The organism is Nocardia amamiensis (assembly GCF_015477605.1).
GTDB classification, from domain to species: Bacteria; Actinomycetota; Actinomycetes; order Mycobacteriales; family Mycobacteriaceae; genus Nocardia; species Nocardia amamiensis_A.
Genome location: NZ_JADLQX010000005.1, coordinates 168,070 through 194,327, shown reverse-complemented (window position 1 = coordinate 194,327; position 26,258 = coordinate 168,070). Strand labels below are relative to the sequence as shown.

Annotated in this window: 3 protein-coding genes; all 3 read left to right on the top strand. The window is 71.0% G+C overall.

The annotated features are described in order from the left end of the window. Window positions 1–6: 6 nt before the first annotated feature. The 3 genes from IU459_RS08880 (at window position 7) to IU459_RS08870 (ending at window position 26,235) form a co-directional block, all read left to right on the top strand. Window positions 7–24,165 carry a hypothetical protein gene (locus tag IU459_RS08880; protein ID WP_195128995.1) on the top strand — a complete coding sequence of 8,053 codons (24,159 nt, stop codon included), beginning with the start codon at window positions 7–9 and terminating at the stop codon, window positions 24,163–24,165. Window positions 24,166–24,201: 36 nt separating this feature from the next. Continuing rightward, a complete protein-coding gene (locus IU459_RS08875) occupies window positions 24,202–24,498 on the top strand; it encodes a hypothetical protein (RefSeq protein ID WP_195128994.1) in 297 nt (98 codons plus the stop codon). A gap of 153 nt (window positions 24,499–24,651) precedes the next feature. Then, window positions 24,652–26,235 carry a hypothetical protein gene (locus IU459_RS08870; RefSeq protein WP_195128993.1) on the top strand — a complete coding sequence of 528 codons (1,584 nt, stop codon included), beginning with the start codon at window positions 24,652–24,654 and terminating at the stop codon, window positions 26,233–26,235. Window positions 26,236–26,258: the final 23 nt, after the last annotated feature.

The following is a 26,258-nucleotide window of genomic DNA, read 5'->3' as shown; positions in this document are numbered from 1 at the left end:
TCGCGCATGGCTGAGCTGCCCGGATATCTGCGGTGGCTGGAATGGGTGGCCGGCTCCGACTGGCCCGCGGGTGATCCCGACGGCATGTGGGCCCTCGCCGGAGACTGGCGTACCGCCGCGGACGGTCTGCGCGACATCCTGGCCGACATCGACGCCGCCAAGAGCGCCACGCTGGCGGCCTATCCGGACGGCCGGGGCAGCGACGAGGCCATGAAGCTGTTCGACCAACTGCGCAGCGGCGATCAGTCGCTGGCGAAGCTGGCCGAGGTGTTCGACAACGTCGGCGAGGGCGCCCATCAGGTGGGCACCGAAATCGAATACGCGCAGATCATGATGATTTCGTCGCTGGCGCTGCTCGCGGCGGAGATCGCCGCGGCCTGGATCTTCCCGCCGACCGCGCCCGCGGTGGAAGCGGCCGCGATCGGCTTCACGCGCATCGGCATCCGGCTGCTGGCCCAGCGCGTGATGAACAAGATCATCCAGTGGACCTCGCGATTCCTCGGCGAGAAGCTCGCCACCTTCCTGGTGCGCCACCTTGCCCTCGACACGATCATCGGCACCATGCAGGACCTGGGTATCCAGGCCTACCAGGTGAACGCCGGGCATCGGGACGCGATCAACTGGGAGCAGGTCGCGGTCACCACGGTGAGCTCGGCGGCAGGAGCTGGTGCGGCGAGCCCGTTCGGTGACTGGATCGGCAACAAGCTCGGCCAGGAGATGCGGCCCTGGTTGCGCGGCGCGATCACCGGCGCTTCCGCGGGCGGGGTGGGCGCGGTCGCGGGATTCGGCGCCAGCGTGGTCACCCAGTTCGGTATCGACTGGGCGCAGGACGGCTGGGATGCGGCGGTCGCGAACGCGAAGAACACGGAGTTCGACCCGCGGATGATCACGGCGGGCGTGTCCAATGGCGCGATGTCCGGAGCGAGCCGCGCGCAGGCGGATATGTTCTACCGCTCCCGGCATCCGGAGTGGTACACGCCGTCCGGCAACAGCCCCATTCCGGAACCGCGAATCGGATTTCGGCCGGATGGTGCCGGTTTCGGCAACGACGGTGCCGTCACTCCCGCGTCCGGTAACGGAATCGCGCCTGGCACCGCAGAACCGGCGAACGGCGGGCCTGCCGCGGGCGACGGGTCGGCGAACGGGCACGGGGCTGGGGATGCGAATGGCCGTGGTGCTGTAGATGCGTCGGCGAATGGCCGTGGTGCTGGTGACGCGTCGGCGAACGGGCGCGGGGCTGGTGACGCGTCGGCGAACGGGCGCGGGGCTGGCGATGCGACGACGGACGGGCGCGGGGCTGATGATGCGGCGGCTGATGGCCGTGGGGCGGGCGATGCGACGGCGAATGGCCGTGGGGCTGGTGACGCGGCGGCTGATGGCCGCGGGGCGGGCGACGCGAATGGGCCGGTAGCCGGGGATGATTCCGTTGGCGATCGCAACGCAGCGGACGCCAGCTCCACGGGTGACACTGCCACGAACGGTCGTGTCGCCGATGGGGACACAAACGGGCAGGCGGGCGACGGCACCGCGAGTGGACGCGGAGAGGGCGACGACACCGCCACCCGCACGCAGAATGAGGGGGGCGGTACTCGTTCGGAGGACCCGGTCGCGGCTGATCGTCCGGCCGCGGGCGACGCACATGCGCGCGGCGCCGACGATTCGGTGGGTCGAGCGGAACCGGCGAGTTCGGACAACGCGGCGGTTCCTGCGGCTGACCCCGACCGAGGCGCCAACCAGCCGAGCGCGCCGAAAGACACCAATACCGCTGCGGCACATCAGGACACCATCGCTCCCACGCGCAACCCGGATACAACGGCGGCGCACGATCCCGAGGCCACCGCGACCCGCGGTGTCAACGGCATCGGCATCGACGGCACTGTGCCTCGGCCGGACGGTATGGTCGCCGGTCCGCTCGCCCCGCAGGGACTGACAACCGCCGCGCCGCCATCGGCACCCACACAATCCACCGGACCCGCGGCCACCACGGCCGGACCATCGAACAACCCGTCGGCCACCCCGACACACGCGGCTTCCGATACGCGCACGAACGCACCCACTACGAGCGACCCGCGCACGCAGACCGGAGCCGGAGAGCCGCGCACGCAGACCGGAGCCGGCGACCCGACGCGCAGGCCGGCGGTCGTGCCGGAAAGCCGCGCAGGCGCCGCGGACCGCGCCGCCGGATCAGCTGCCCGCGAAGGAGCGACACAGGCCCGAGTCGCCGAGTCCGAGGCGCCCCGGACACGGTCCGCGGACGCCGCGGGAGCCCGTACCCGCACGGGCGCCGTCGACGCCCCCGAAACCCGTGTCGACACCGACCCGGACGTCTCCATCCCGCCGGAGAGTCTGCTGGTCGCGCCGCTGCCTGCCGCGGACACCGGCGCGGGTCAGCCGTTGCGCGGCGGGCCGCGGGCCGACCCCGGCAGCGACACGAACAGCGCCGCTCGCGCGGAACCGAACGGCACAGCCGAACCCGCTGTGCCGCAGGTCGATCCCGTCAACCGGGGAGAATGCGCCAGATTGGCGCTCGACGAGATCCATCAGGCCACCGGCAGCGACGTCATCCGGGTGCCAGAGGAGCCGGTGGGTCCCGCGGGCATGTCGCGGAGCGAAGTAGAGGACGCGGCAGGCGCTCCGCTGCGCGACGTCCCGGAGGCGAAGCCCGGCCAACCGCGGCACCAGCCGATCGCCGACGCGCTGCTGGCGCGGAACGAGGAGGGCGCACGCGCCCTGGTCGTAGACGAATACGCGGGCCCGACCGACGAGCACGGCGTCGGCGCGCACGCCTATGTGCTGACGGTGCGGCGGCATCCGCAGACCGGCGAGCTCTTCGTGGAGGTGTCCGATCCCGGCGCCGGTATCCGGGAGGGATTCCCGCCGCATGTGCCGAAGGAGCTGCGCCGCATCTCGGCGATCCTCTACGACGCACAGGGCAATCCGCTGCATCCCGCCGGTTCCGATGCCGTGTGGTCCGGCGACCGGACCGGGGACCGAGACGAGCGCCGGGTCGGCGATTCAGAGGATCGACGGGAACGGCAGCCGGCGGCCGGCTCGCAACCAGAACCCGCGGCAGACAGCACGCGCCAGGATCCGCTGCCTGAATCCGAGACGGCACCGGGAGCGGCGCGCCCAGACGGAGTCCAGCGGGCTCAGGCGCTCCAGGATGGCTCCCGGCGAGCGGATCAGGCCGATAGCGATGCGGCGGTGTCCGATCGTGCCGAGTCTGAACCGAGCGCCGAGAACGGGCCCGACACCGCGGATTCCGGCTTGCCACGTGGTGGCGACGGTTCCGTGCCGCGGCCGCCGGACGGTGTCGCACCCGTCGCCGACTCGCGTGCGGAGCCGGATCAGCAGCGCCAGCCGCAACGGGTGGAAGACGGCCCCCCCGAAACTGATTCGAAAGCTTCGGCCCGGGATGAGCCGGGACTCGAACCGGAGGCCGACGCACCGGAGGCGACCAGTCCGGAAGCCGACGACATCGCCGCCGACGGCCCTGCTCCGCGCTGGATGAGCAGCCCGCCCGATGACGGCGTCGCACGGGTCTCGCAGGTGCTGGCGCAGACCGAGACCGGTCGAGCCGCCGCCGCGATCCTGCGGGAGGCGCGCGCGAAGGTCCGGCTCGGTGAACCGGGCGACGGCCCCGAGCCGCCCGATTCGGTCGACGGGCGCACGATGGAGATCTTCATCGGAACCCGGGATCGGACCGAACTCGCGCAGGCGGCCGCGATCGTACGAGCCGCCGCGCTGGTCGAGGCGGTGCTGACCGGACAGGCCGAGGTCACGCCCGCCCGCATTCGCGATATGGACCGGGCGGATTATGTTGCCGCGCGGCAGCGTGCCGAGACCGCCGCGCTGGGGCGCCAAGCGGAGTTCAACCGGGAACTGCACGAAGCCGGATACGACCGCACCACCGAGACGCTCCGGGACGTCACCGACGCGGTCTATCAGCGGGAGTTGGAGTCGGCCTACCTGGCTGCCGCCGACGCGGCGATTGCCGAAGCACGGCTACGGAATACCGATCTCGACCCGGTCGCGCTGCGCCGGATCGGGCAGGAAGCCGGGATCGCGGAGCTCTTGTCGCGTGCCGACGGCGACCGCGCGGAGGAATACGGCCACGAGTGGGACGCGCAGCATCGTCGCGCCGTGCCAGAGGGGATGGACGAGTACGTTCCCTCAACAGAGGAGGCGGCGCGGCAGCTGGAGCGGCTCATGCGCGAGCAGGCCGCCGCCAGCCGGGAAGTTTTCCGGGTCGAAGCGGACTGGCGGCGCGTGTTCGAGCGGCTACAGGATGGTTACCGCATCCCCGAAGCCGAACTCGTCCCCGACCGGCAAGCGGTGGTCGATCTGCTGCGCGAGCGGTCCGGACAGACGTGGTTCTGGAACTCCGAAGCCGATCTGCGTGTTCTGATCGACCTCACCGATCGGCACACCCAGGCGGTCGCCGAGCGCGCCAGGATCATCGATGCGATCTCCCTGGCGGTCACCGAGGATCTCGCCCGAGCGGCGCGGACCGGGGAGCAGCCGCAGGCCGGGCCGGTCCGCGTGCACGGGGACGACTCCGGTGTTCTGCACGTCCAGCACGATGGTGTTCATCCCCTGAGCCCGGATGGCGATCCGCCGCCGCGCGAGCCGAACCCAGACGGGACGATCACCGACTTGGCCGACGCGGCGACGGCGCGGGTCAGCGAGCTACTCGCCGGAGACAAGTTCGGCCGTTGGGCAGCGGACGTCCTCGAACGCCACGGTGTGGACATTCGCTACAGCACGGAACCGGAGGCCCGCAGCCACCGGCCCGACGACGGCCGGGTGGAACTCGGCCGCACGGCTGGCTACGACCCGGTCACGAATTCCGTTGTGCTGGACCACTCCGCCACCGCACGCCAGCACGCTGTGGCGTTGGTGCGCGCCGCCCGCCTCGCCGAATTGCATGCCGCCGCGGACAACCCACTGGAGCGGCTCACCCTCAGCCGCGACGAATACGTCGAGCTGATGCTGCGCAGGCAGGCCGAGGCCGAGGCGCTGGCGAACGCCTACAACCAGCAGTTGAACGAAACCGGCGACCTGATCGGCTCGATGGCGGACCCCTGGTCGCGCAATCACCTCCGGGCCTACGAAGAAGCCCTGGCACTCGCCGAGCAGACGTATCGCAAGAACCCGAACGCCGATTGGTCGTTCTTCCACGCGGCCGCCTTCCGCGCCGCGGTCCGCGCGACATATGCGCAGTTGACCGAACTCGGACCGTTGATCGACGGCCAGGACTACGCGCGGCGGTTCGCGGCGCAGTGGGATCGCGCCCACGGCATTCCGCCCGGCGGCGACGCACCCCGCGTCGCCGAACCCGATACCCCAGCGATCCGGGACGCACGCAGCAGGCACTACACGCTCGAGATCGAGACCTTCCGCGCGCTGCGCGATGCGGGTAGGTACATCCCGGTCGGACCGGCGGAACGCGCCTACACCGACGCTTACGACAAGGCGTACCGGAAGGCGGCTCGGGCCGCGGCCCGTAATGCCGACGCTCCACTTCCCGAACGGGTCGCGCATGAGGCGGGACGCACGGCGGTTCGCCGCTACCTCGACCGGGTCGGCGTGGAAGCGGCCGAGGTCGCGTTCGACGTCGTGCGCGCCGCCGACACCGAATCCGACACCGGACCGCACTGGGGCCGCCCTCGAACCGAAAATTCCGAGCCGGTGAACGAACTGGACGCGAGTACCGGCGACCACCCCGACATCGTCCGCCATGCTGTCGATGACCATCTGGACGGGCACCCGGACGGTGAGCGGTTGAGCGATCACGTCCTCCGCTATCCGAACGGCACGCCGAAGTGGGACGGCCGTCCGCTGCTGGTCGTCATCGCCGCGGAGGGAACGCACATCGAGGCGTTGCGGGATCTCGCGGCGACGAGGCCGGAGTACAGCAACGCGCTCTGGGACGTCAGCCACGTGCTCGAATACCGGACCGCCCGGACCGGCCCCGACGGGCGGGTCGAAACGCACCCCGTGCCGCGGCAGGTAGCCGAGGGGCAGTACCGCATGCCCCAGCAGCGGGAGGCGGTCGCGGAGGTGCTCTCCCAGTATCTGCGCTATCGCGCGGAGGGCCGCATCACGGTGGGTTTCGACGTGTGGCTGCGGCAGTTGGGGCCGGACGCGTTCTACACCAAAGAGGATCAGCAGCGGGTACGCGGCGACGAAGAAGTGGCCGGCTCGCGCGTCGCGGGCAGGCTGCGAAACGATTTCGTCAGGGTGGGATTCCACATCGCCGAAGGCGATACGTCCGTGCGGCCTCCGCATCCCGCCGAGGTCACGCACCGGCTCATGACGAGACAGGTGCCGCTGCCGCCGCTCGATGTGCCCCGGACGCCCCGGCCGGGACCGCAATTCGAGGTTCGAGCCGTCGATGTCGGCGGCGCGCGCTTGTCGATCTGGCTGCAGAGCGACGGCAATGGTGGGTGGCGGGTGCCGCCGCCCAGCCCGGAGGGCGCCATCTCCGATGTGCTGGCCCGCCAGTTCCAGGGCCTCGCGGACACCGATCCGCAGCGGCTCGCCGACCGGATCGGCCGGATGCTGCGCGACGGATCAGCCGACCTGAACGATCGCAGCGCGCCTCGTGGACTGTTCGGGCGGATCGCGGATCGACTGTCTTTCGGGTCTCGCCCGGAAACCGGCGCCACGCCGCGCGGCGAAGCCGATCCACGGGAACTGCCGCCGGACCCGGCACGGTCCGAGGACGACCTGGACATCGCCGACGACCCGGAATCGCCCGGCCGCGACGGCGACGTGCTGCACGAGGGCAACCTCCCAGAATCCGGAACGCCGCTGTATCGGGGCATTCCGCGCTTGCTGCCGGACGGAACGGTGAATCCGGCTTACGAGCGCGCGCTTTCGGGCGTCGCCGAACCGCGTGGGACGGCGGACCTATCCGCGGACGACCACATCAGGCAGCTGGGCGCCGCGGACAGCGACGCCACCTCGTGGACCCGAAGCCGCGGCACCGCGGCCATTTTCGCGCACGGGGACGGCGTCATCCTGGAGTGGCGGACGGGTGCGCCGCCGGAGAACGCGACCTGGCGCTTCAAGCCGGTTTTCGATGTCGAGGGCGACCTGTCCCAGGTGCTGATCCAAGGCACCTTGACCGATGCCCGCGCGGTGCGGTTCCTGGCGCAGGACCCCACTGTCACACCGCGCCCGGACACGCAATCCGTCGAATCGCCCGATCCATCGGGCCAGGACGGACCCGCCCGGCCCCACCCCGGTGACGCGACGCAGGACGATCCCGCGGACCGTTCCGAGCCGGCCGACCAGCAGCCGGAGCCGATCCAGGACGAATGGTCCCGCCTCGGCCCCGAGGAGGTCGGGCGCGAACTGGCGCGCCGAACCGGCCTGGAGACCTTCGGTTTCGACCTGCCCGGCATCGAACCGGAAGCTGCGCGGGAGTACGCGCGGGCGGTGGTGGCGATGCGGGCCGCCTATCCGGACGTCGATCTGCGTGCGGTCGGTATCGGCGACCTGAACGGCTGGGTCGCGGGCCGGGCCTACTCCGCGATCGATCCGGCGACCGGCAGGCGCTTCACCGAGAAGATCGTGGTCAGCACCAGGGACATGTCGGACGTCGCCGCGTTCCGGGAGCGGCTGGCGGCCAACGTCGCAGGCGGCCGCTTCGGTGACGGCGTGCTGCACCGCCCGATCTACAGCGTCTTCGTGCACGAATACGGGCACGCCATCGATGGCGAGGGTCAGCGCGACGCCAGGGATGCCGGGGACGACGTGCTGCTGCGGCACTACATGACCACGCACGAACCCGCGACGGTCGCCGGGTACGAGCAGTGGTTGCGCCAGCTCAGCGGCTACAGCTTCGACGACAACGGCCAGCTGCGTCCGCACGAGGCGCTAGCCGAGGCCTTCCGCGACGTCTACCTGAACGGCGACAACGCCAGCGAGCCCGCGAGAATCCTCAACGATCTGCTGCTGCGGTCCGCGGGGCTCTCGCCCGCGGATTCCGCCGCGCCACCACGCCCGCAACCGGACGCTGAAGCGCATGAGCCCGATCGCCCACGGGCAGGTGACGACGGATCACACCGCGACAACGACGCACTCGACGCGCCCGACGAGCAGCAGCCCGTATTCGACGACGAATGGTCGCGCATGGACGCCGCCGAGATCCAGCGAACGCTGGAACAGCGGCACGGGCTTCAGGTCATCGGGTTCGACAATCCCGGGGTCGATGTCGACGTCCTCCGAGAATTCGCCAGGGCGATCGATGAACGCCTGATCCGGTTCCCGCAAATCCACCTGGACAGCGTTCGGATCGAGCCGCTGGAGGACGGAATCTTCGCGAAGACCGTCTCGATCCACCGGCCGACCGACGGTCGCCCGCCGTATGCCGAAGCCATCGTTCTCAACGAGACACTCGCGACGGACCCGGCGAAGCTGCGCCGCGCCGTCGCGCTCAATGTCGATGACGGCCGGTTCAATCCGGTGTACAACCGCAGGCCCGCATACAGCATCATCGTTCACGAGGTCGGCCACGCCATGGACACCTCGGGCTCGCCGCTGACCCGATTCCGCGTCGACGCGGACCTGGTGCGTCGCTACACGGCGACGCACGAGAACCCGACACCCGAAGGCTACGACGAGTGGCTGCGCCAGCTGCCCAGGCTCTGCTTCGACGCCAGGGACGCCCTCTACAACTCGGAGGCATTGCCCGAAGGATTCGCGGACGTAGAGCTCAACGGCGACAACGCTGCCGAGCCCGCGAAGGTCCTCAACGCCGCGTTGCTGCGCGCGCTGGAGCAGTACGGCACACCACGCCCTGGAGCCGAGACCCCACGCGTCGACTCCGACGACATGGCGGTCCCGCCGGACGACGCGCCGCCGCCCGAATCGCGGGACGACCGTTCGGAGTGGAAGCGGCGGATGGACGCCGAGCAGGACGAGTGGAACGCCCGGATGCGAGCCGAGCACGACGAGTGGCTGGCGCGCATCCGCGGCGGAATTCCCCCCGAACTGGACGCGCTGCGGCGGGATCTGGAAGCCGAGCAGCGTGCCTTCGATCAGCGGATGCGCGAGCAGCGCGAGGAGCCGCAGGCGCCGCCCGCATCCGAACCCGGTGAACCCGAGGGCGGGCAGCCCGACTCGGCACATGAGGAGGCGGTTCGGGCCCACGCCGATGCCGTCGCCCGGCGCGACGAGCTGGCCGCGCGGGTCAGCGAACTAGCCGATGCCCTCCGTACCTCCGTTGATCCGGAAGACCTCGCCCCCGAGCGAATTCGATCGACAGTCGCCGACTTGTCCAGCAGGAACCTGTTGCCGGAGGGCGACGACGCGGTGGTGGCGGAACTGCGCATGCTCGTGCCGGAGTTCGAGCGTGCGGCCGCCGAGGTCGGCGAATTGGCGGCACGGATCGGGCTGATCGAGGAATACGACGGGTTGCTCCGGCAGCGCCAGGACCTCGTTCGAGAACGGGAGTTCGTCCGTGCCAAGGCCAACGAACGCGCGGCCAACCTCGGCGTGGACGATTCCACCGAATGGGCTCGCCGGGACGCGGATTTCCGGGACGAGGCGATCCAGGCGCTGCACGCGAGCGCGCGAACCGATGTCGTCGAGGTGAGCGGCGGCCTCGAAGAAGCCGATCGGCAGGTGCGCAAGCCGGTGACCGCCGAGGAACGGGAACGGCGCACCGAGGCCCTGCGCAAACTGGTGGCCGCGACCGAGGAGTTCACCACCCTCGACGAGCGGATCCGCCGCGTGGACCAGCGCCTTACCGAGCTGGAGGAGGCGGGCGTCGCGCGGCACCGACCGCCTTCCGACGAGGCGGCCGCCGAACTGGACCGAATGGCGCGGGAACGGGCCGACGAGCTCCGGCGGATCAAACCCCGGCGCGGTATGCGCGACGACCTCGCCGCCCGGCTCGGTGTGGTCGACGATTCGGGCAATCCCGACGAGGCCGCGCTGGGCCCGGACCGGCTGCGCGACACGATCGCCGAGCTGCGCGCGCAGGTGGGGGACGAAATTCGCGAGGGAACCCTGCGCGCCGACGAACTGCCCGCCCGGCTGCTCCAGATAGACGGGTTGGCCGATGCCGCGGACGATGTGAACCAGGCGCACAACCGGATCGGCCGCTTGCAGGATGAAATGGCTCGGGCCGCCGGTGTGTGGCGGCGGCTCGTGGAAGCCGAGGGCGGGCGGATGGTGACCGACCGGGTCGGCATCGTGGAAGGCGAGCGGCCGCGGATCATCGTGCTCGGTCCCCGCAGCGATCCGGCGGCGCCGCGCGCGGATCACGATCGCGCCCTCGCCGACGCGCTGCGCCGCGACGCCGCGGTGGCCCAGGCTTTCGTGCGCGAGGAGACCACGGTCGAATACCGGCAGGTGCTGGCCGACCGCGAGGGCAACGCGCGGACGGCGGACATGACGCCGCCTGAGGTCGAACGTCTCAGCAGCGGCTGGCACGACGGCAGCCGGCTGCACATGACGGCCTGGCGCGACGCCGAAGGGAACCTGCACCCGGTCGACCCGACGCGGCCCACCTGGACGACCAACCGGGACGGCGGCACCCTGCCGAAGAAGTACAAGACGAAGGACCTGCCGGACGGTGTGAGCGGGTGGGCGATGGAGGACGTCGTCAACGACATCACGCTGCCCACCGATGACGTTCCGCCGGGCCAGCTTCCGGAAAGCTCACTGCCGGTGCACATGCCGCAGGCTCCGTCGCAGTACGACACCTCCCATGTGCCGGCGGGAATGGACGTCTTCGCGCAGCATTGGGGCGCCGACTCCTACAACATCGTGCGCCTGCTCCTGATGGCGGCGTTGGTGCCGAACCACCCGGCGGTGAAGGGCTGGATCCAGCGTCATCCGGAGATCGGCGAGTGGGTGCAGGCACGGCCGTGGCTGCAGAAGATTCCGCCGTTCGGCACGGTCTTCCGCGACTACGAGTGGTTCGCGCCGCCGGAGCGCAATATCCAGCCGATGCACCGGCCGTGGGATCCGGCCGAACACGGCGACCCCGCCGATCGCGTGGACATCCCGGAATCCCTCCAGCGCGAATGGGATGCGGACGTAGCCGACTGGCGTCGCGTGCAGGCATGGGCCGACAGCGAATACGACCGGTTCCTGGCCGACGACACCGACTTGGATCGGATGGCCGAGGGGCTGGAGACGCATCGGCGGGAACGGCAGGAGGCCGCCGCGCGCGACGTGGTCGACGTCGTTCGAGATGAGCTGATCACGCAGGACCGCGGCATCAACCCGCTCATGGACGTCGACGCCCAGCTGTTGCATATGCAGGATGGCATCGATCGGGTGGCCGAGCGGCTGGCCGACCGCTTCGCCTCCGACGACCCGGACGCGGTGCGCGACACCATCGAGGACATTCGCGAACTGCTGTATTTCGGCACCGATCCCGACGCCATCGCGGCCGTCCTCGCCGAGCACATGCGCGACGACGTCCCGGTGTTCACCCGCGACCAGCTCCAGCAGATCAAGAACCACCTCATGGTCGACGAGCATCGAGTGCGCGACTACACCGACCCCAATGGCGGGTACGTGCGGCGGCCGATGGACCGGCTCGCCGATGTCGCCGAGGCGTGGAACCGCCTGATGGCGGGCGAGCCGCTGCCGCAAGACCTCGTGCTGCTGCTGGACGCCCTGGCCGAGTCGGAGTTCCTCCGCGCCAATCCCAGTGCGGGCTGGCGCGAGGCGAACATGCACGCCATCGGCCTCGGCTACCACTGGGACGCGGACCGCCCGCCGCTCACCGGATGGCGCGCGGGCATTCCGTACGCCGTCCATCCGGTCGCGCCGAATCCAGCCTGGCTGCCGCCCACTTCGCGGACGGACGGCCCCGAACTGCCGCCGCCCGACGGGGCGCAGCCTGCCGCGCTCCCACCGCGACCGGACGCACCGAGCTCCGGCGGGGCCAGACGTCCGGAAGCCTCGGATCCGAACGCGGCCGAATCGCCGGAGTCGGCGACGGGTCGACGCGAGACTCAGCCGCCCGAGCCCCCGGCAGCTCATCGGGGCCAGGAACCCGAGTCCGCGACCGGCGGGCGGGAATCCGAGTCCGGTGTGCTGCCCGAGTCTTCGACCAGCCGCCGGAATGACGGGTCCGACGACTCGGCGCGTTCGGCCGGCCAGCCGGGTGATGTGCGCGTGTGGCCGCCGGAGTCACGGCACACTCCGGCGCAGCCGGAAGCCACGGATGCCTCCGAACCTTCGGTAGGCCGGGAGGCTGAGTCCGGTGAGGCGCGTGAGCCTTCGGCTGGTCGCCGGGACGACCGGTCCAGCGAACCGCCCGAGCCCACGACCGGTAGGCGGGCCGACGACCCAGCGCGTACCGGCGGCGAGCCCCGGGACGTGCGGGTGTGGCCGCCCGAGCCGCGGCAAACCGCGGAGCAGTCGGGCACCTTCGACGGCCCTGCGGCGAATGCCGGTGGCGGAGCGCAGAAGCCGCCCGGCGAGCCGCCGACGCCCGCGCCGCCGCCCGAGGACGGGCCGTCGCGACCCGAGCTGCCCGGTGAACCGTCGGACTGGTTCCTCCGCATGCAGATCGAGCAGGCCGAATGGAACGCCAGGATGGCGGCCGAGCACGCGGCGTGGCTGCACGAGATGGCCGAGCGGCCGTTGCCGCCGGACGCGACGATCGTCGACGAGATGCGGCAGTTCGCCGCCGGCATGCGCGCGGAGAACGCCGATATGGCGGCTCGCGTGGCGCGGCAGCGGGTGCAGGAACTGCGTGATCTCGCCGCCACCCGGCGGACCGCCGAAGCCGGGGTGTCCGAGTCGGAGTCGTCCGCTGCCCGTCCGGACGCCGCGCCGCAGCCCATACGGGCAGACGAGGATTCGGAGCACCCGATTCGCCCGGGCGGCCCGGACGACTGGTTCGAGCGGATGCGCGTCGAGCAGGCGGAATGGGAAGCCAGGATGGACGCCGAGCGCGCCGAGTGGCTGCGCGGTCTGTCCGACCGCGATCCGGAGGACAGCTGGGCGCGTTTGCAGGCCGAACAGGCCGAGTGGGAGGCCCGCATGGGCGCCGAGCGCGCCGCCTGGCTGCGGGACATGGCGGGCCTGCCGGGACCTTCGGGTGCGGAACCGGCCGAAGGACGCCGTGCCACAACGGAGTCCGGCCCGGAGAGTGGACCGGAATGCGGTCCAGGAGCCGGGGAACGCCGTGCCGAGTCGCCTGGCTCCGGACGACCCGGTGAACCGGTCGCGCCGCGCGAGATTTCCTCCGAGAGTGAGGGGGAGACCCCCGCGGAGTCGCCCAGGACCGCGCAACCTGCGGATTCCACGTCTTCGGACGGTCTGCCCGAAAGCACAACGGATTCCGGCGATCCGAGCGAAGGTGGTCCGGCGCAGCGGACCGACGCCCACCCGGATCCGGTGGACGAAGTCGAGAAGTTCTTCCGATTGCACGCGGAAGACAGCTCCGAGCCGGACGGCCGCACCGACGCCGAACGCGACTACGCCAACAGACTTGCCGAAGCACTCGGCCTCGACCGCGCCCTCGGCGCACACCCGGACCCACTGGGCGCTTTGCGCGCACTGGCCGAAATGGCTAGGGCGCGTGGCTTCCTCGGCGATCCCGCCAACGGCGTGCCGCCGCGTCCGATGCGCCACCCCGACGATTTCGGCCCGTTGGACGAAGTCGACCGGATCTACGGCGACGAGCCCTACTGGCGCGACGAGGCCACCGGCCGTCAGCTCGATGAGATCCAGCCGTATCTGGACGCGATCGGCCAGGGCGATCAGCCGCCCGCGCTGGGGCCCGCACGGCCGGAGTCCGCACCTCCCCGGTCCGGCGACCTGGAACCCGCCGACACGCAGCCGCGGGTCCGGCCGCTCGACGAGGTCCGCGACGAACTGGCGCGCCGCTTCGGGCTCACCGACGCGGACCTCAGCGAGGAGAACCTCGCGCGCACCATCGCGGACCTGCGCTACCGGAACCTGTTGCGCGCCGGTTCCATCGAAGCCCTCGCGGACGCGATGGCGCGGCACGACGACGCGACCGGCGCCGACCGTCCGCGGCTGGCCGCGATCCGCGACGCCTGGGCACGCCGTCTCGGCGTGGACCCGGCCGATCTGACCCCGGAGCGGATCGATCAGCTGCGCCGGGCGGTCCTGCGAGAAGCCGGAGACATCGCCGAGCTGGCCGACGCGGTACAAGCGATCCGGCAACCGCCGCCCGCGGGCGAGGTCCGCCGCTACGTCGTGGACGTCGACGGCGAACGGGTGCCGGTGCGCTTGATCGCGGACGGGGAGGGCGGCTGGCGGGTCGAGATCCCCGAACGCATCGACGCTCCCCGCACGACACCCCAGACGCCGCCGGAAACACCGGATACGCCGAAGTCGCTGCTGCGCCGCCTGTGGGAGGCGCTGAAGGCCGGGTTCGAAGGACACACACCGAAGTACCCGTCCGGCTCCGGCATCGATGGCCAGGGGCAACAGGAGCTCATCCATCTGGCCGGGCATGTCGCGAATTCCGATGCGCTGTCGACCTTCCAAGGCAACCCGGCGCGTGTGGCGAAAGAAGCGGCAACCATGTGGAAGCGCCGCGAGCTGATCCCGTTCCTGCACCATCTGACCGGCCGGGTCGCCGACCAGGCCGGGCACTACGAAATTCCGCGCACCAGCGACGGCGAGGAGTACACCTACTGGCTGGACGAGGCCGACCCGGATCTGGTCCGGCAGGAACTCGGCGTGGACCTGGACGATCTCCAGCGCCAGTACCAGGAGGAACAGGCCAGGCGGCAGCAGGAGCAGCCGCCGGCCGAGCCTCCCGCCGAGGCCGGCGACACCACGACCGAACCCGCGCTGCCGGAGTCCGAGGCGACGGTGGCGCGCACCGACTCGGAGATCGGCCGGATGGTGCGGGAGCTGTCCGATTCGCTCGAGTTGCGCAGGCAGCTGGGCGAGGCGCTGGCGGAAACCGCCAGGCAGCTCGGGGTCGACGTCGGCGACTTGACGCCGGAGCACGTGCGCCACGCGGTGCGCGTGCTGGAATACCGGCTGGCTCGGCGGATGGGCGCGCTCTCCGGCCTGGCCGAGGCGGCCGGCCGCTACAACGCGGAAGACGCCCGTATCCCTTACAGCGACGAGGTCAACTTCTTCGACACCGACCCCATGGGTCGGTTCCTCGGCGAGGTCGTGCGCGCGGCTGACGGCGACCCGATCCTGCTCGGCTGGGAAGGCGTCAACAACGGCGGTGAGCCGCTGCGGGAATGGGGCGACCTGAGCGACTCCGATCAACCCGGCCGCGACCAGGGTCAGCGCGAGTACTTCGAGAACGCGCTGCGCCGCGACCAGATCAAGGACGAGCGCGCGGTGTGGGCGCAGCTGCTCGGCGTCGACCTGGACACTCTCGGCGCGGGTGAGCCGCTGCGCAGGACGCTGGCCGAGCAACTGGCCGTGATCCGGCAGCAGGCAGAGGATCTCGCGGCGTTCGCCGCGGACGCCGACCGCTTCGTGCGCGTGGACGGCGAGGCACGCGAACTCGCCGACCTGCTGTCCAGCCTGGCGCTGCACAATTGGGTGCTGGCCCGTGGCGGCGCCATGCTCACGCCTGAAATCGGTGTACTGCCGGGGGAGAACGGCGGTCCGCGACGGCTGATCGTGATCGACGGAGCGGGCGAGCACGATCGGGTTCTCGCCGATGCCCTCGCAGCGAATCCGCGCCTGGCCGATGCGGTGAACGCGGGCACGGTCCGGGTCGAATACCGGATTGCCGCAGTCGATTTCCGCGGCCTCGACGCGCGGGGACACGGCATGGTGTACGTCGTCGACGGCGGATCGCCTGAGGTGCGGCAGATCCGCGCCGAGGTGGGCGGACGCCACCTCGACGTGACCTTGGTGCGCGACGCCGACGGTGCGTGGCGCGCGGTGCCGTCCGATGCCGACGGCCCGGGGCGTCCGGAGATCGCCCCGGATACCAGGACGCGCGAGCAGATCGGCACAGCTCGTGACGAGCTGGCCCGCCGCCTCGGCGTGAGCGAGGAGGACCTGCGTTCCCCGCGGCGGCTCGCGGAGCGGATCGCCGAACTGCAGCGCGCGAACGCGATACGCGCCAGCCAGATCGAAGCGATCATCGACTACGCCCGCACCGCATGGGACATCGACAACTTCCACAACCTCACCGACGCGCGAAATCTGCTGGCGCACCGGCTCGGTCTGGACCCGGCCGAGCTGACGCCGCAGCGGCTCGCCGAGGTCATCGCGGACCCGAAGACCCGCAACTCGTTGCGCTTGCAGCAGATCGAGGCCCTGGTCAAGTACGCGAAACTGCTGCGCGGGCTGGACGCGCCGACGGTCGAGGGCGCGAAGGCGAAGGTGGACGCGGCGCGCGACCGGCTGGCGCGGCGGCTCGGGCTATCGCCGGAGGACCTTTTCCCGAAGAAGCACTCCAAGGACCTGAAGCGGTACCTGCCTGATCCGAACGGCCTGGACGCGAAGAAACTGCGCGCCGCGATCGCCCGGCTGGTCTCCGATCCGCAGACGCGGGCGCGGGTGATCGATGCGCTGGCCGAGTACGCGGCGGCACTGGGCGAGCTCGATCCGTTCCATGGGACGGCGCAGGGTGACCTGACCGACCCACGGGTGGCCGACGTCGAATTCCCGGTGCACGACCGGGCCGTCACACATCTGGCCGATGTCGTCGGAGATGTGCAGGCGCTGGCCGAAGCGTTCGAGGGCATGGGGCTGCTGAACGACGAGGATGCGCCTCCTGGACCCGACCGTGGTGCCAGTCCCGACTGGGCCAAGATCGTCGGTGTCGACCTGACCGGCGCCGACGCCGAGCGCTGGGCCAAGATCTACGAGGTCTATCGCGACGGCAAGATCGACCGGCACGAGCGCCTCACCCCGGCCCAGCTGGCCGAGGTACAGGCCGAGCTGCGCGCGCAGACCCGACGTCGTGCCGACGAGCTGCGCCGGCTCGCCGACCTCGCCGACCAGTACGAGCGCGCACTGCCGGCCGAGGGCGCCGACCCGCGGGAACTGCCCGCGCCGCCCTCGGACCCGGACGCGCCGCGCCCCGACGATGCCGACGACGGCGATGACGGAACCGCGCCGGCCAGGCAGGGACCGCCGTCGCGGCCACCGGAAGGTCCATCGTCCGGCGCCGCCCGAGTTCCCGACGCAGACCCGGCAGTCGGGGAGGACACCCCCGGCTCTGCGGAGAACTCGACCGGTGCCATCCGGGAAGATGCTCCCGATGCCGGCCGGGACGGCGCGGAAGATGCGACCGGTGCCGTCCGTGCGGACGCCGCTGACGTTGCGCGAGAGCGCGACGCTCGAGCGCCACACCTGGATCCCACTGAACACGGTGCGAGCAGACCGCTGGATGCGGCGCCCGTGGCACGTCCCGGCGCTTCGAGCGAGACGGTCGTCCGCGCTGACGACTCCACCGCCATACGGCCCGAGACCGAGGAGACTCATCCCGGGCAGCGGACGCCCGACGAGACCGCGCGCACGCAGGCTGGGAACGCCGAGGAACCTTCGGCGCGGCAGCCGGATTCGGCGTCTCGGCACAATGGCGAGCCCGGGGACATCCGGGTGTGGCCGCCCGAGGGCGCGGAGCAGACCGCGGAGCCGGAGCCGCATGGTGCGGGTGGATCGCAGCATCCACCGCATGAGCCGCCGAGCGCGGCGCCTCCCGAGCCCGGTGAGCCCGACCCGACTGGATGGCGGCAGGACGGCCCGGCGCGCTTGCACCAACCCGTCACGCCGGAACTGCGCAACGCGCTACCTCAGCTGCAGCAGCGAATTGCCGACGCCGCGGCCGCCCGCGCGGCGCTCGATCGAAGCATCGCCGAACGCGCGCGTCTGCTGGGTGTGCGTACGGAGGGGATGACGGCGCACGGGATCTCGGGTGCGGTCGACGCAGTGATGCAGGCGGGGATCGGGCGCGTGGAGGCGCTGCACAACCGCGAGCACGTGCCGCGCGAAGAGATGGTGCAGTACTTCGACGATCTGCGCGCGGCCGAGCAGCGCGTCGCCGAACTCACGACCGCTGTCCGCGCCATCCGGTCGGACCTGAACAGGTTCCACCAAGCGGTGGCCGAGGAGAACAACGCCAGGACCGAGGCCGGGATCCTCGCCGCTCGCGACGTGCTGGCCGCCGAGGACGCGCGGATGGTCGCCGAGGGCGTCGGTGTGCTGCCGGACGGGCAGCGGGTGGTGGTGGCGTCGCCGCTGGCCGAGCCGGACCCGGTGCTGGCGCCGGAGACCAGGCGCCAACTGACCGATCAGGGAGTGCGCATCGACTTCCGCCTCGTCACGGTGGACGAGAACGGCGTGCACGTCACCACGATCCGGCCGCCCGAGGAAGGGGGATCGCCCGCGCGGCCCGGACCCGACACTCCCGGTTCCGGCCCGGCGCAGGGCGAGTCGCGTGCGCCCCGGCCGCAGTCCGGACAGGCCCGCACCGCAGGGGAGCCGGGGCAGCGTCCCGGCGGCGAACAGCCACGTGCCGCAACCGAAGGCCGGCGGTCGACCGAAACCGATCGCTCGCCCGCAGGTCATGCGGAAGGGACGACGAACACGGGGACACCTCGCACGGAACCCGAGACCAGGGACGCGACGACAGCGCGCGACGGCACCGAGACCGCAAGGCCGGTCGCCGAGCAGCGGCTCGCGGATCCCATTGCGCCGGATACCGACGACAGCGCAGGGACGACGAACGCGGGGACGCCTCGCGCGGAAGCCGAGACCACGGACCCGACGACAGCGCGCGACGGGGCCGAGACCGCAAGGCCGGTCGCCGAGCAGCCGCCTGCGGATCCCATAGCGTCGGGTACCGACGACAGCGGGGGTGCACGCCCAGGCGGCGAAACCACCCGGCCTGCGGAATCACCGCCCGGCTCGGGAGACCCACATCCGGACACGGACTCGTCACGTACCGGGCAGCCCTCGGCGCCGGAGGACACCCGCACCGATCAGGTCACGCCGGAGGCGCAGGCCGAACTGGAACGCCTGCGTGCCGAGCGTGCGGACGCGGTCGCACGCAGCGAGGAACTGCGCGCTCTGCGCGATCAGCGCGCCGAACCGTTGCCGGTCGACCCCCGGGCCGACCTCACCCCCGAGCGGCTCGACGAGACGTTGGCGGAACTGCGCGGCAAGACGATGCGGGTCGACGAAATGGCGAGCAGGCACGCGGCCATCGATGCGCTGGAGGACGCCGCCAGGGCCTGCAACGAGGCCGACGAGCGCGTCGCCGCGCTGGACGAGCGGATCGAGGCGACGTACCTGGCGGGGACACCCGAAGGCGTCTACCACGCGTTGCTGCGCGAGCGGGCCGCCCTGGCCTCGGAACGCGAGTTCTGGCGGGCGAAGCGCGATGACCGGTTCTCCCGTTTCGACACCCCTGGCCGCACGATTCACGACCCGGACGTGGCGCTGAACCAGGACAACATGACCGCGATGATCGAGGAACTGACCGCGGACCTGGTCGGCGTCCGCGACGTCGCGGGTTTCGGCGACGAGACCGACACGCAGATCCCGGAGGTGATCGGCGAGGCGGAGCGCGCGCAGCGCTTGGCGGCGATCTTCAAACTCCAGGACGCCGCGGAGCGGTTCAACGAGGCAGGCCAGCGGCTGGCGGAACTGGACCAGCGCATCGCCCGACTGGAAGCGGCCGGTGCGGGTCCGCACCGGCCTCCGGACGCGGAGACCGTGGCCGAGCTGGAACGACTGGTCGCCGAACGCGCCGAAATCAAAGGCGCCAAAGACAAGTTCGCCGACCCGGACGTCGCACTCGCGGAACTGGATCGGCGCATCGACGCGCTGCGAGCCGACCTCGCGCGGCAGCCGACGCCGTCCGCGGAGGTGGCCGCCGAGCTCGACCGGCTCGGACGCGAGCGCGCCGACCTAGTGCTGGGCATCAAGCCGTGGCAGGTGATGCGCGACGACATCGCCGCGCGGCTGCGCGTCGATCCGGACCGGCTGGGGCCGGAGGAACTGGCCGACACACTCGACGAGGTGGCCAGTCGCACCATTCGTGCCGATGAGGTGGCCGAACGGGCCAGAAACCTGGAGTTGCTGCGCGAGGCGGCCGAACGGGTCAACCGTGCCGAGAACGAGATCGGCAGGCTCCAGGACCGCATCGCCGAACTGGGCGGCGCTGCCAGGGACATCCTGGACGAGGCGGGTGCGCGCCGCGTCACCGATCGCGTCGGCATCGTCGACGGGGAGCGGCCGCGCATCATCGTCGTCGCTCCGCGTGGCGCGCTGGACGGTCCGCGCGCCGATCACGACGAGGCGCTGCACGACGCGTTGCAGCGCAGCGCCGCCATCGCGCAGGCGTTCACCCGGCCGGAGACGACCATCGTGTACCGGCAGATCATCGCCGACCGCGAAGGCGGCCGGCACACCGAGGATCTGGCGCCGCCGCGCCGGGAGTTCGTCACCTCCCGGTGGCGCGACGGCGACCCCGGCATCCACCTGACCCGCTGGCAAGACGCTGAGGGCGAATGGCATCCGGTGAACCCGGACCGGCCCGGCTGGGAGCAGCGGGGGCACTCGGGGACCGTGCCGAAGAAGTTCTCCCCGCGCGATCTGCCCGAGGGCGTCAGCGGGTGGGCGGTCGATCCGTTCCAGGCGGCGCTGGTCGATCCGTTCGTCGACAATGGGCCCGGCGTCAACGCGGACTTCCTGCCGGTCATTCCGGGCGGCAAGCCGCTGGACCCGGGCGTGCCCACCTATGAGCTGCCGTTCGCCGACGTCTTCTACAACACGATGCGGATCATCCTGGAGTCGGCGAAGCTGTCCGGGTTCACCTGGTACAGCGACAAGAACCATCCAGGACGGATCCGCCCGGGCTTCAAAGGCCATCCGTGGTTCCGCGCACCGCGTCCCGACGTGCAGCCGATGGCGCGGGAGTGGAATATCCGCGACGAGGTGCCCGACCGCGGCAACCTCACCGAGCCGTTCCTGCGCAGACAGCGCGAGGCGCAGGAGAACTGGGCGCGGGTACAGGAGTGGGCCGATGGCGAGTACCGGCGTTTCCGCTCCGACGACAGCGACATCGGCACGATCACCGACAACCTCGCCGCGCACCGCGAGGCCGACCGAATCGCACGCGCACGGGATCTCATCGCCCAGATCGCGCACCAGCTCGCGACCCGAGGCGAGGCCGACATCGACGGGCTCGCGGAAGGGTTGGCCGGTCAGTTGCGCGACGAACAGACCGGCGACGCAGTTCAATTGGTCACCGACATCAGTGACGTTCTCCGCGAGGCCACCGGCGTGGTCGACCTCGCGGATCTGGCCCGGCCGGTGGCCGATCAACTCGCCGACACCACGCCGGAGTTCACCCGCGACGAGATCGAGCAGATCAAGAACCATCTGATGCGCGACGCGCACTTGGTGCGCGACCCGCGCGACGGCGTGCTGATCCGCCGTCCACTGGACGCGGTCGCCGACGTCGCCGAGGCATGGAACCGCCTCATCGCGGGCGAGCCACTGCCGCAGGACATCCTGATGCTGCAAGACGGCCTGGCCGAGTCGAACTACCTGCGCGCGAACCCGTCCGCCACCTGGCGCGATGCCAACCAGCACGTCATCATGATCGGCTTGGACTGGAACGCCAACCGCCCGCCGCTGACCGGCTGGCGCGCCGGAATACCTTACGCGCCCGCGCCGCTCACACCGGACCGTCAACTCCCGCCCCGCGCGGACACACCGGAGCTCCCGGCCGGCCCACAGCCCACTCCTGATACCCCGCCGAGCGCGCTTCCGTCGGCAGAAGAAGGGGAAGCCGGCCCGGCGCCGTCAGCGGACGAGGCCGCACGACCCGAGACGGCCGAGGGCGGGTCCGAAGACCGCACATCGTCCGAAGGCGAAGCTGCAGAACGCAGCTCGTCCGATGGTGTCGGCCTTGCGGAGAAGGACTCCGGGAGCGGGCCTGCCAAGCGGGCTGGACCCGAGTCCGAGCTTCCGGAAGGAGAATCGGGTTCAGAGCGGGAAGACTCGGACGAACCAGCTGAAGAAGGAAGCTCCCGCCGCGACGAGCCACAGCCGGGCGCGGAAGACGCCGAGACCATGCCGGAGCCGGGCGCGGAAGACGCCGAGACCATGCCGGAGCCGGGCGCGGAAGACGCCGAGACCATGCCGGAGCCGGACGCGGAAGACGCCGAGACCATGCCGGAGCCGGGCGCGGAAGACGCCGAGACCATGCCGGAGCCGGACGCGGAAGACGCCGAGAGCACGCCGGAGCCGGGTGCGGAACCGTCGCAGAGCTCGGAGACCGGAGCGCGTTCCGGGCGCGGCGGCACGCCGACCCCGCCGGGCGGCACCACCGGCGAGAACGGCGACGGTGGCGCGGAACCGCCAGGCCCGCAGCCGAACCCGGAGGGCACACCGGACCGTTCCTTCCTGCCCGGTTCGTCGTTGCGATCGCACATCCCGCACCTGCCGAAGCGTTACGACTTCGACATGCCGGATCCACTGCACATCCCCGTGCAGCACCTGCCACCTGTGCTTCCACAGCCACAGCCACAGCCACAGCCACAGCCACAGCCACAGCCACAGCCACAGCCACAGCCACAGCCACAGCCACAGCCACAGCCACAGCCACAGCCACAGCCACAGCCACAGCCACAGCCGGAACCCCCGAAGTCGCCGGAGCCGCCGGGCCTACCGGAATCGCCGGAGCTGCCAGAGTTGCCGCAGTCACCGGGGCTGCCGGAGCACCCGGAGTTGCCGCAGCCGCCGGGGCTGCCGGAGCACCCGGAGTTGCCGCAGCCGCCGGGGCTGCCGGAGCATCCGGTATTGCCGGATTCGCCGGAGTTGCCAGATCTACCGGGGTCGCCGCACCCACCGGCCGTGCCGGAACCGCCGGAGCTGCCGGAGTTGCCTCAGCCGCCGGGGCTGCCGGAGCATCCGGAGTTGTCGCAGCCGCCGGGGCTGCCGGAGCATCCAGAGTTGCCGGAACCGCCTGGACTGCCAGAACTCCCGGGGCTGCCCGAGAGACCGGAGACGCCGCAGCCGCCGGACAAGCCGCGATTGCCGGATGTGCCGCGGTTCGGGCTGCCGGACCTGCCCGAAACCTCGGGTCTTCCCCGATTGCCTGAGCTTCCGCATGCGCCGGACGTGCCGCGCCCGCCGGGCTTGCCGCACGCTCCGAACCATCCACCGGCACCAGGGCCAGTGGACGCACCGGAGCTTCCCAATCGGCCGGAACTGCGCGACTTCCCAGGGGAACCGAGTGCGCCGGATGCGCCCTTCTCGCTCGAACTGCCCGAGGCACCGCGGTTTCCGCATGTGCCGGGCCTCCCGACCGCTCCGCACTCACCTGCTCCGCCGCACGTTCTCCCACCGGAGGCCTCGCCCTCCCAGAATGGCTCCGCGCCAGCGAGCGAATCGGCCGGGTGGAACGAATCAGGGCCCGGGACCGCGAATTACTCCGCGGCACCGGCATCTTCGGGTACGCCGGTGGCGCCGACCTGGCCGGATACGTCGGGCCCACACAATCCCGCAGCGCCCCAGAACGACATTTCCGGAAGCAACGGCGATCCGTCGTCCACGCACACCGCATCGAACTCGACACGCGAATCCGCAGGCCACCAGGAATATTCGGGCTCGAGCCCGGACCAGCACATCCCGCGGCCGGACATCGTCGCACCCAACCCCGCGGCTCCAACGCCCAACCAGCCAGGTGCACCCGGCATCCCCGCCATGCCGCCGATGGCCTCCCCTTCGTCGGATTCCGCCCCGTCGCGTGCGTTCCCGCGTGCGTCGTACGGCAACGGGCGAGATCACGGCGGCAATGGCGGGCCTGCTCCGAGCGGCGGGATTCTGGTTCGCGCACACGCCGGGTTCGGTGAAGTCGCCGACTTCGACCCCTCGACCGGGGCCCTGCGCGGCGTCGCACTCGGCGTCGGGCCGGTCGGCGGGGTCTATGGAGACCTCGGGCCGACGCACATGGTCTTCTACCGGGATGGCGCCCGCCTGGTTCTGCGCGCGGGCGAGCGGGTGATCGATCTGGAAGACCGGCAGCTGGCCGCGCAGTGGCAGCAGGTCGACAATCGCACCACGCGGTTGGTACTGACCGTGGCAGGCAGGGTGGTGTGCGATGTGCAGTATCCCGCGGTGCCGCCCGACTTCGACCTGGGCTTGCTGATCCGCGACGTGCTCGCTGACCCGGTCCGGCGCACCCGCATCTTCGCGGGATGAACCCGCGCGGACAATGGACGAGAGTAAGGAGGGATCGTGCGCGACGACTATCCGACCGACGACGAACTGCGCGCCAACTTCGACGAGCTGCTCGCTTCGGTGCTCACCGGTGGCGGCATCTACTCCGAGAGCGGTTTGGACATGGAAACCGAGAAGGCGCTGTGGACGATCGCGCGCGCATACCCAGGTGTGCCCGACGAACTCGTCGATGCCGCGCGCGCCGCGTTCGCCGGTCAGCTGGACGGTTCGAACGCCGCCGCCAGACAGGCCGTGATCGCCCGCAAAATCGAGGAGTTCAACCGGCGCAAGGCGGCGGAGCGGCCGGGCACGTAGCTGGGCAGGATTTGCGCGACTACCTCGTAGTTCAGCGGCCGTCAGGCGGGTCGCTGTGCCAGGATGGGACCAGTGACACAGCTCGGGCATCGGCGCGCCGCTCCCGCGTGGGGGCCGTGCCTCGGTGCGGACGAATGAGGAGATCGCGTCGACGTGACCAGACCAGACGACGAGGCCGAGAACCGCGCGGCGAGCGACGACGCGGGGTCCGGCGGCGGTCCCGATGAACCGACCGCGGGAGACGCAGGCGACGCCTTCATGCGGCAGTTCATGACGAGCTTCCAGGAGCACAGCGACGACCCGGACGTGGAATTCACTCTCGTCGAAGACGAGGGTTCCGATATCGCCGAGCGGGCCAAGCAACTCAACCACCAGATCGCGCGCGAGCTGGCGGCATCGGGTCCCCAGGGGTGGGCGCGGCTGAACGCGGTGTTCGCGCTGACGACGGGCGCGGAGGTGGCGCAAGTCGTCTTCGCCGACGACCAGGATCGCTCGGTGCGCATCCAGCCCACCGAGGCCGTGCTCGCGCTGGCACGCGAGCAGCGGCAGCTGTCGGCGGAGCTCAGCGACGGCCCTTGGTGGCGACTGGTGCTGACGTTGACCAATGTCGGGGAGATCGAAGTCGACTATGACTACGGCGACGAGCCGTTCCCCGATGATCAACTGTTCCCGCCGGAGATCTACCGCGCGGATCTCGAGGTATATCCGCGGGATACTCTGCCGGTCTGGTTGGCGGCCTATTGCGGACACGACGGCAGGCAGTCCCGCACGGCGCAGGAGGCCGCCGTACAGGCCCGAGCCGATCGCGAGGCGGGTGTGCGCGGGGTCTTGTCCGAGCGGGACTTTCCCGCTTTCCCGGTGATGTGGTCGCGGTGGGCGGTGATGGCAGCCGCGTTCGTAGCGGCCGGATCGCAATGGGGCCCGCGGGTATTGCCCGCGCTCGGCTGGTTCGAGGGTGCCAAGCGCAGCGGCTCGACGTTGTATGTCCTGCCTGGTGGGCGGGCCGTGCTGTCGGGTGGTGTGTGGAACGCGCCGGAGCTGGATGCCACCTACAACGACGGCGAGCCGATGCCCGCGTTCTTCGCGGGCGCGCCGGAGTGGGTGGCGAATCCGGTGTTGAATCCGCGTGCCGCCAATGGATTGTTGTCGTTCTGCTACTGGTGGGAGAACGGGAACTGGTATCGCGGCGAGTCGTCACCGGCTGATCAGCTCAGTGACGCGGTGCCGGGCATCTGGACCGCCGACACGGTGGCGGAAGTGATCACCGGACTGGTTGCCGAGCAGCCGACCGACCAGCAGCGGGCGGCGGTGACCACCTTGGTGTCGGCCGCAGAAGTCGGTGTCGTCACACGCGACACCCTGGTGGACGTGTTCGGCGACGACGGGAGTTTCGACGTCGACAGCGCCCTCTACCAGCTGACCATGGCCGGTGTGGCGTTGTCGCTGCCCGAGCCGATGGCCGCGGACGAGGCGATTTCCCGGGTGCGCCAGTACATTCAGGACCGCGGCATGGACACCAGCGGGTATCCGCTGGACGAGCTGCGCGCCGACCGGATCAGTGTGGGCTGGATGGTCTACGTGCCGACCGAGCCCGGTGAGATCTCGATCGGCCGGGCCCTCTTCTACATCGCCGACGACGGTGTGCTGGAGCAATCCTCGTCGTCGGTGGCGCCATCGGTGTACATCGCCGAGTTCGAGCAGCGTTTCCAGCAGCGCCAGGGCTCAGTGGAGGCGTGACCGGGGATTCACGCACAGAGCGA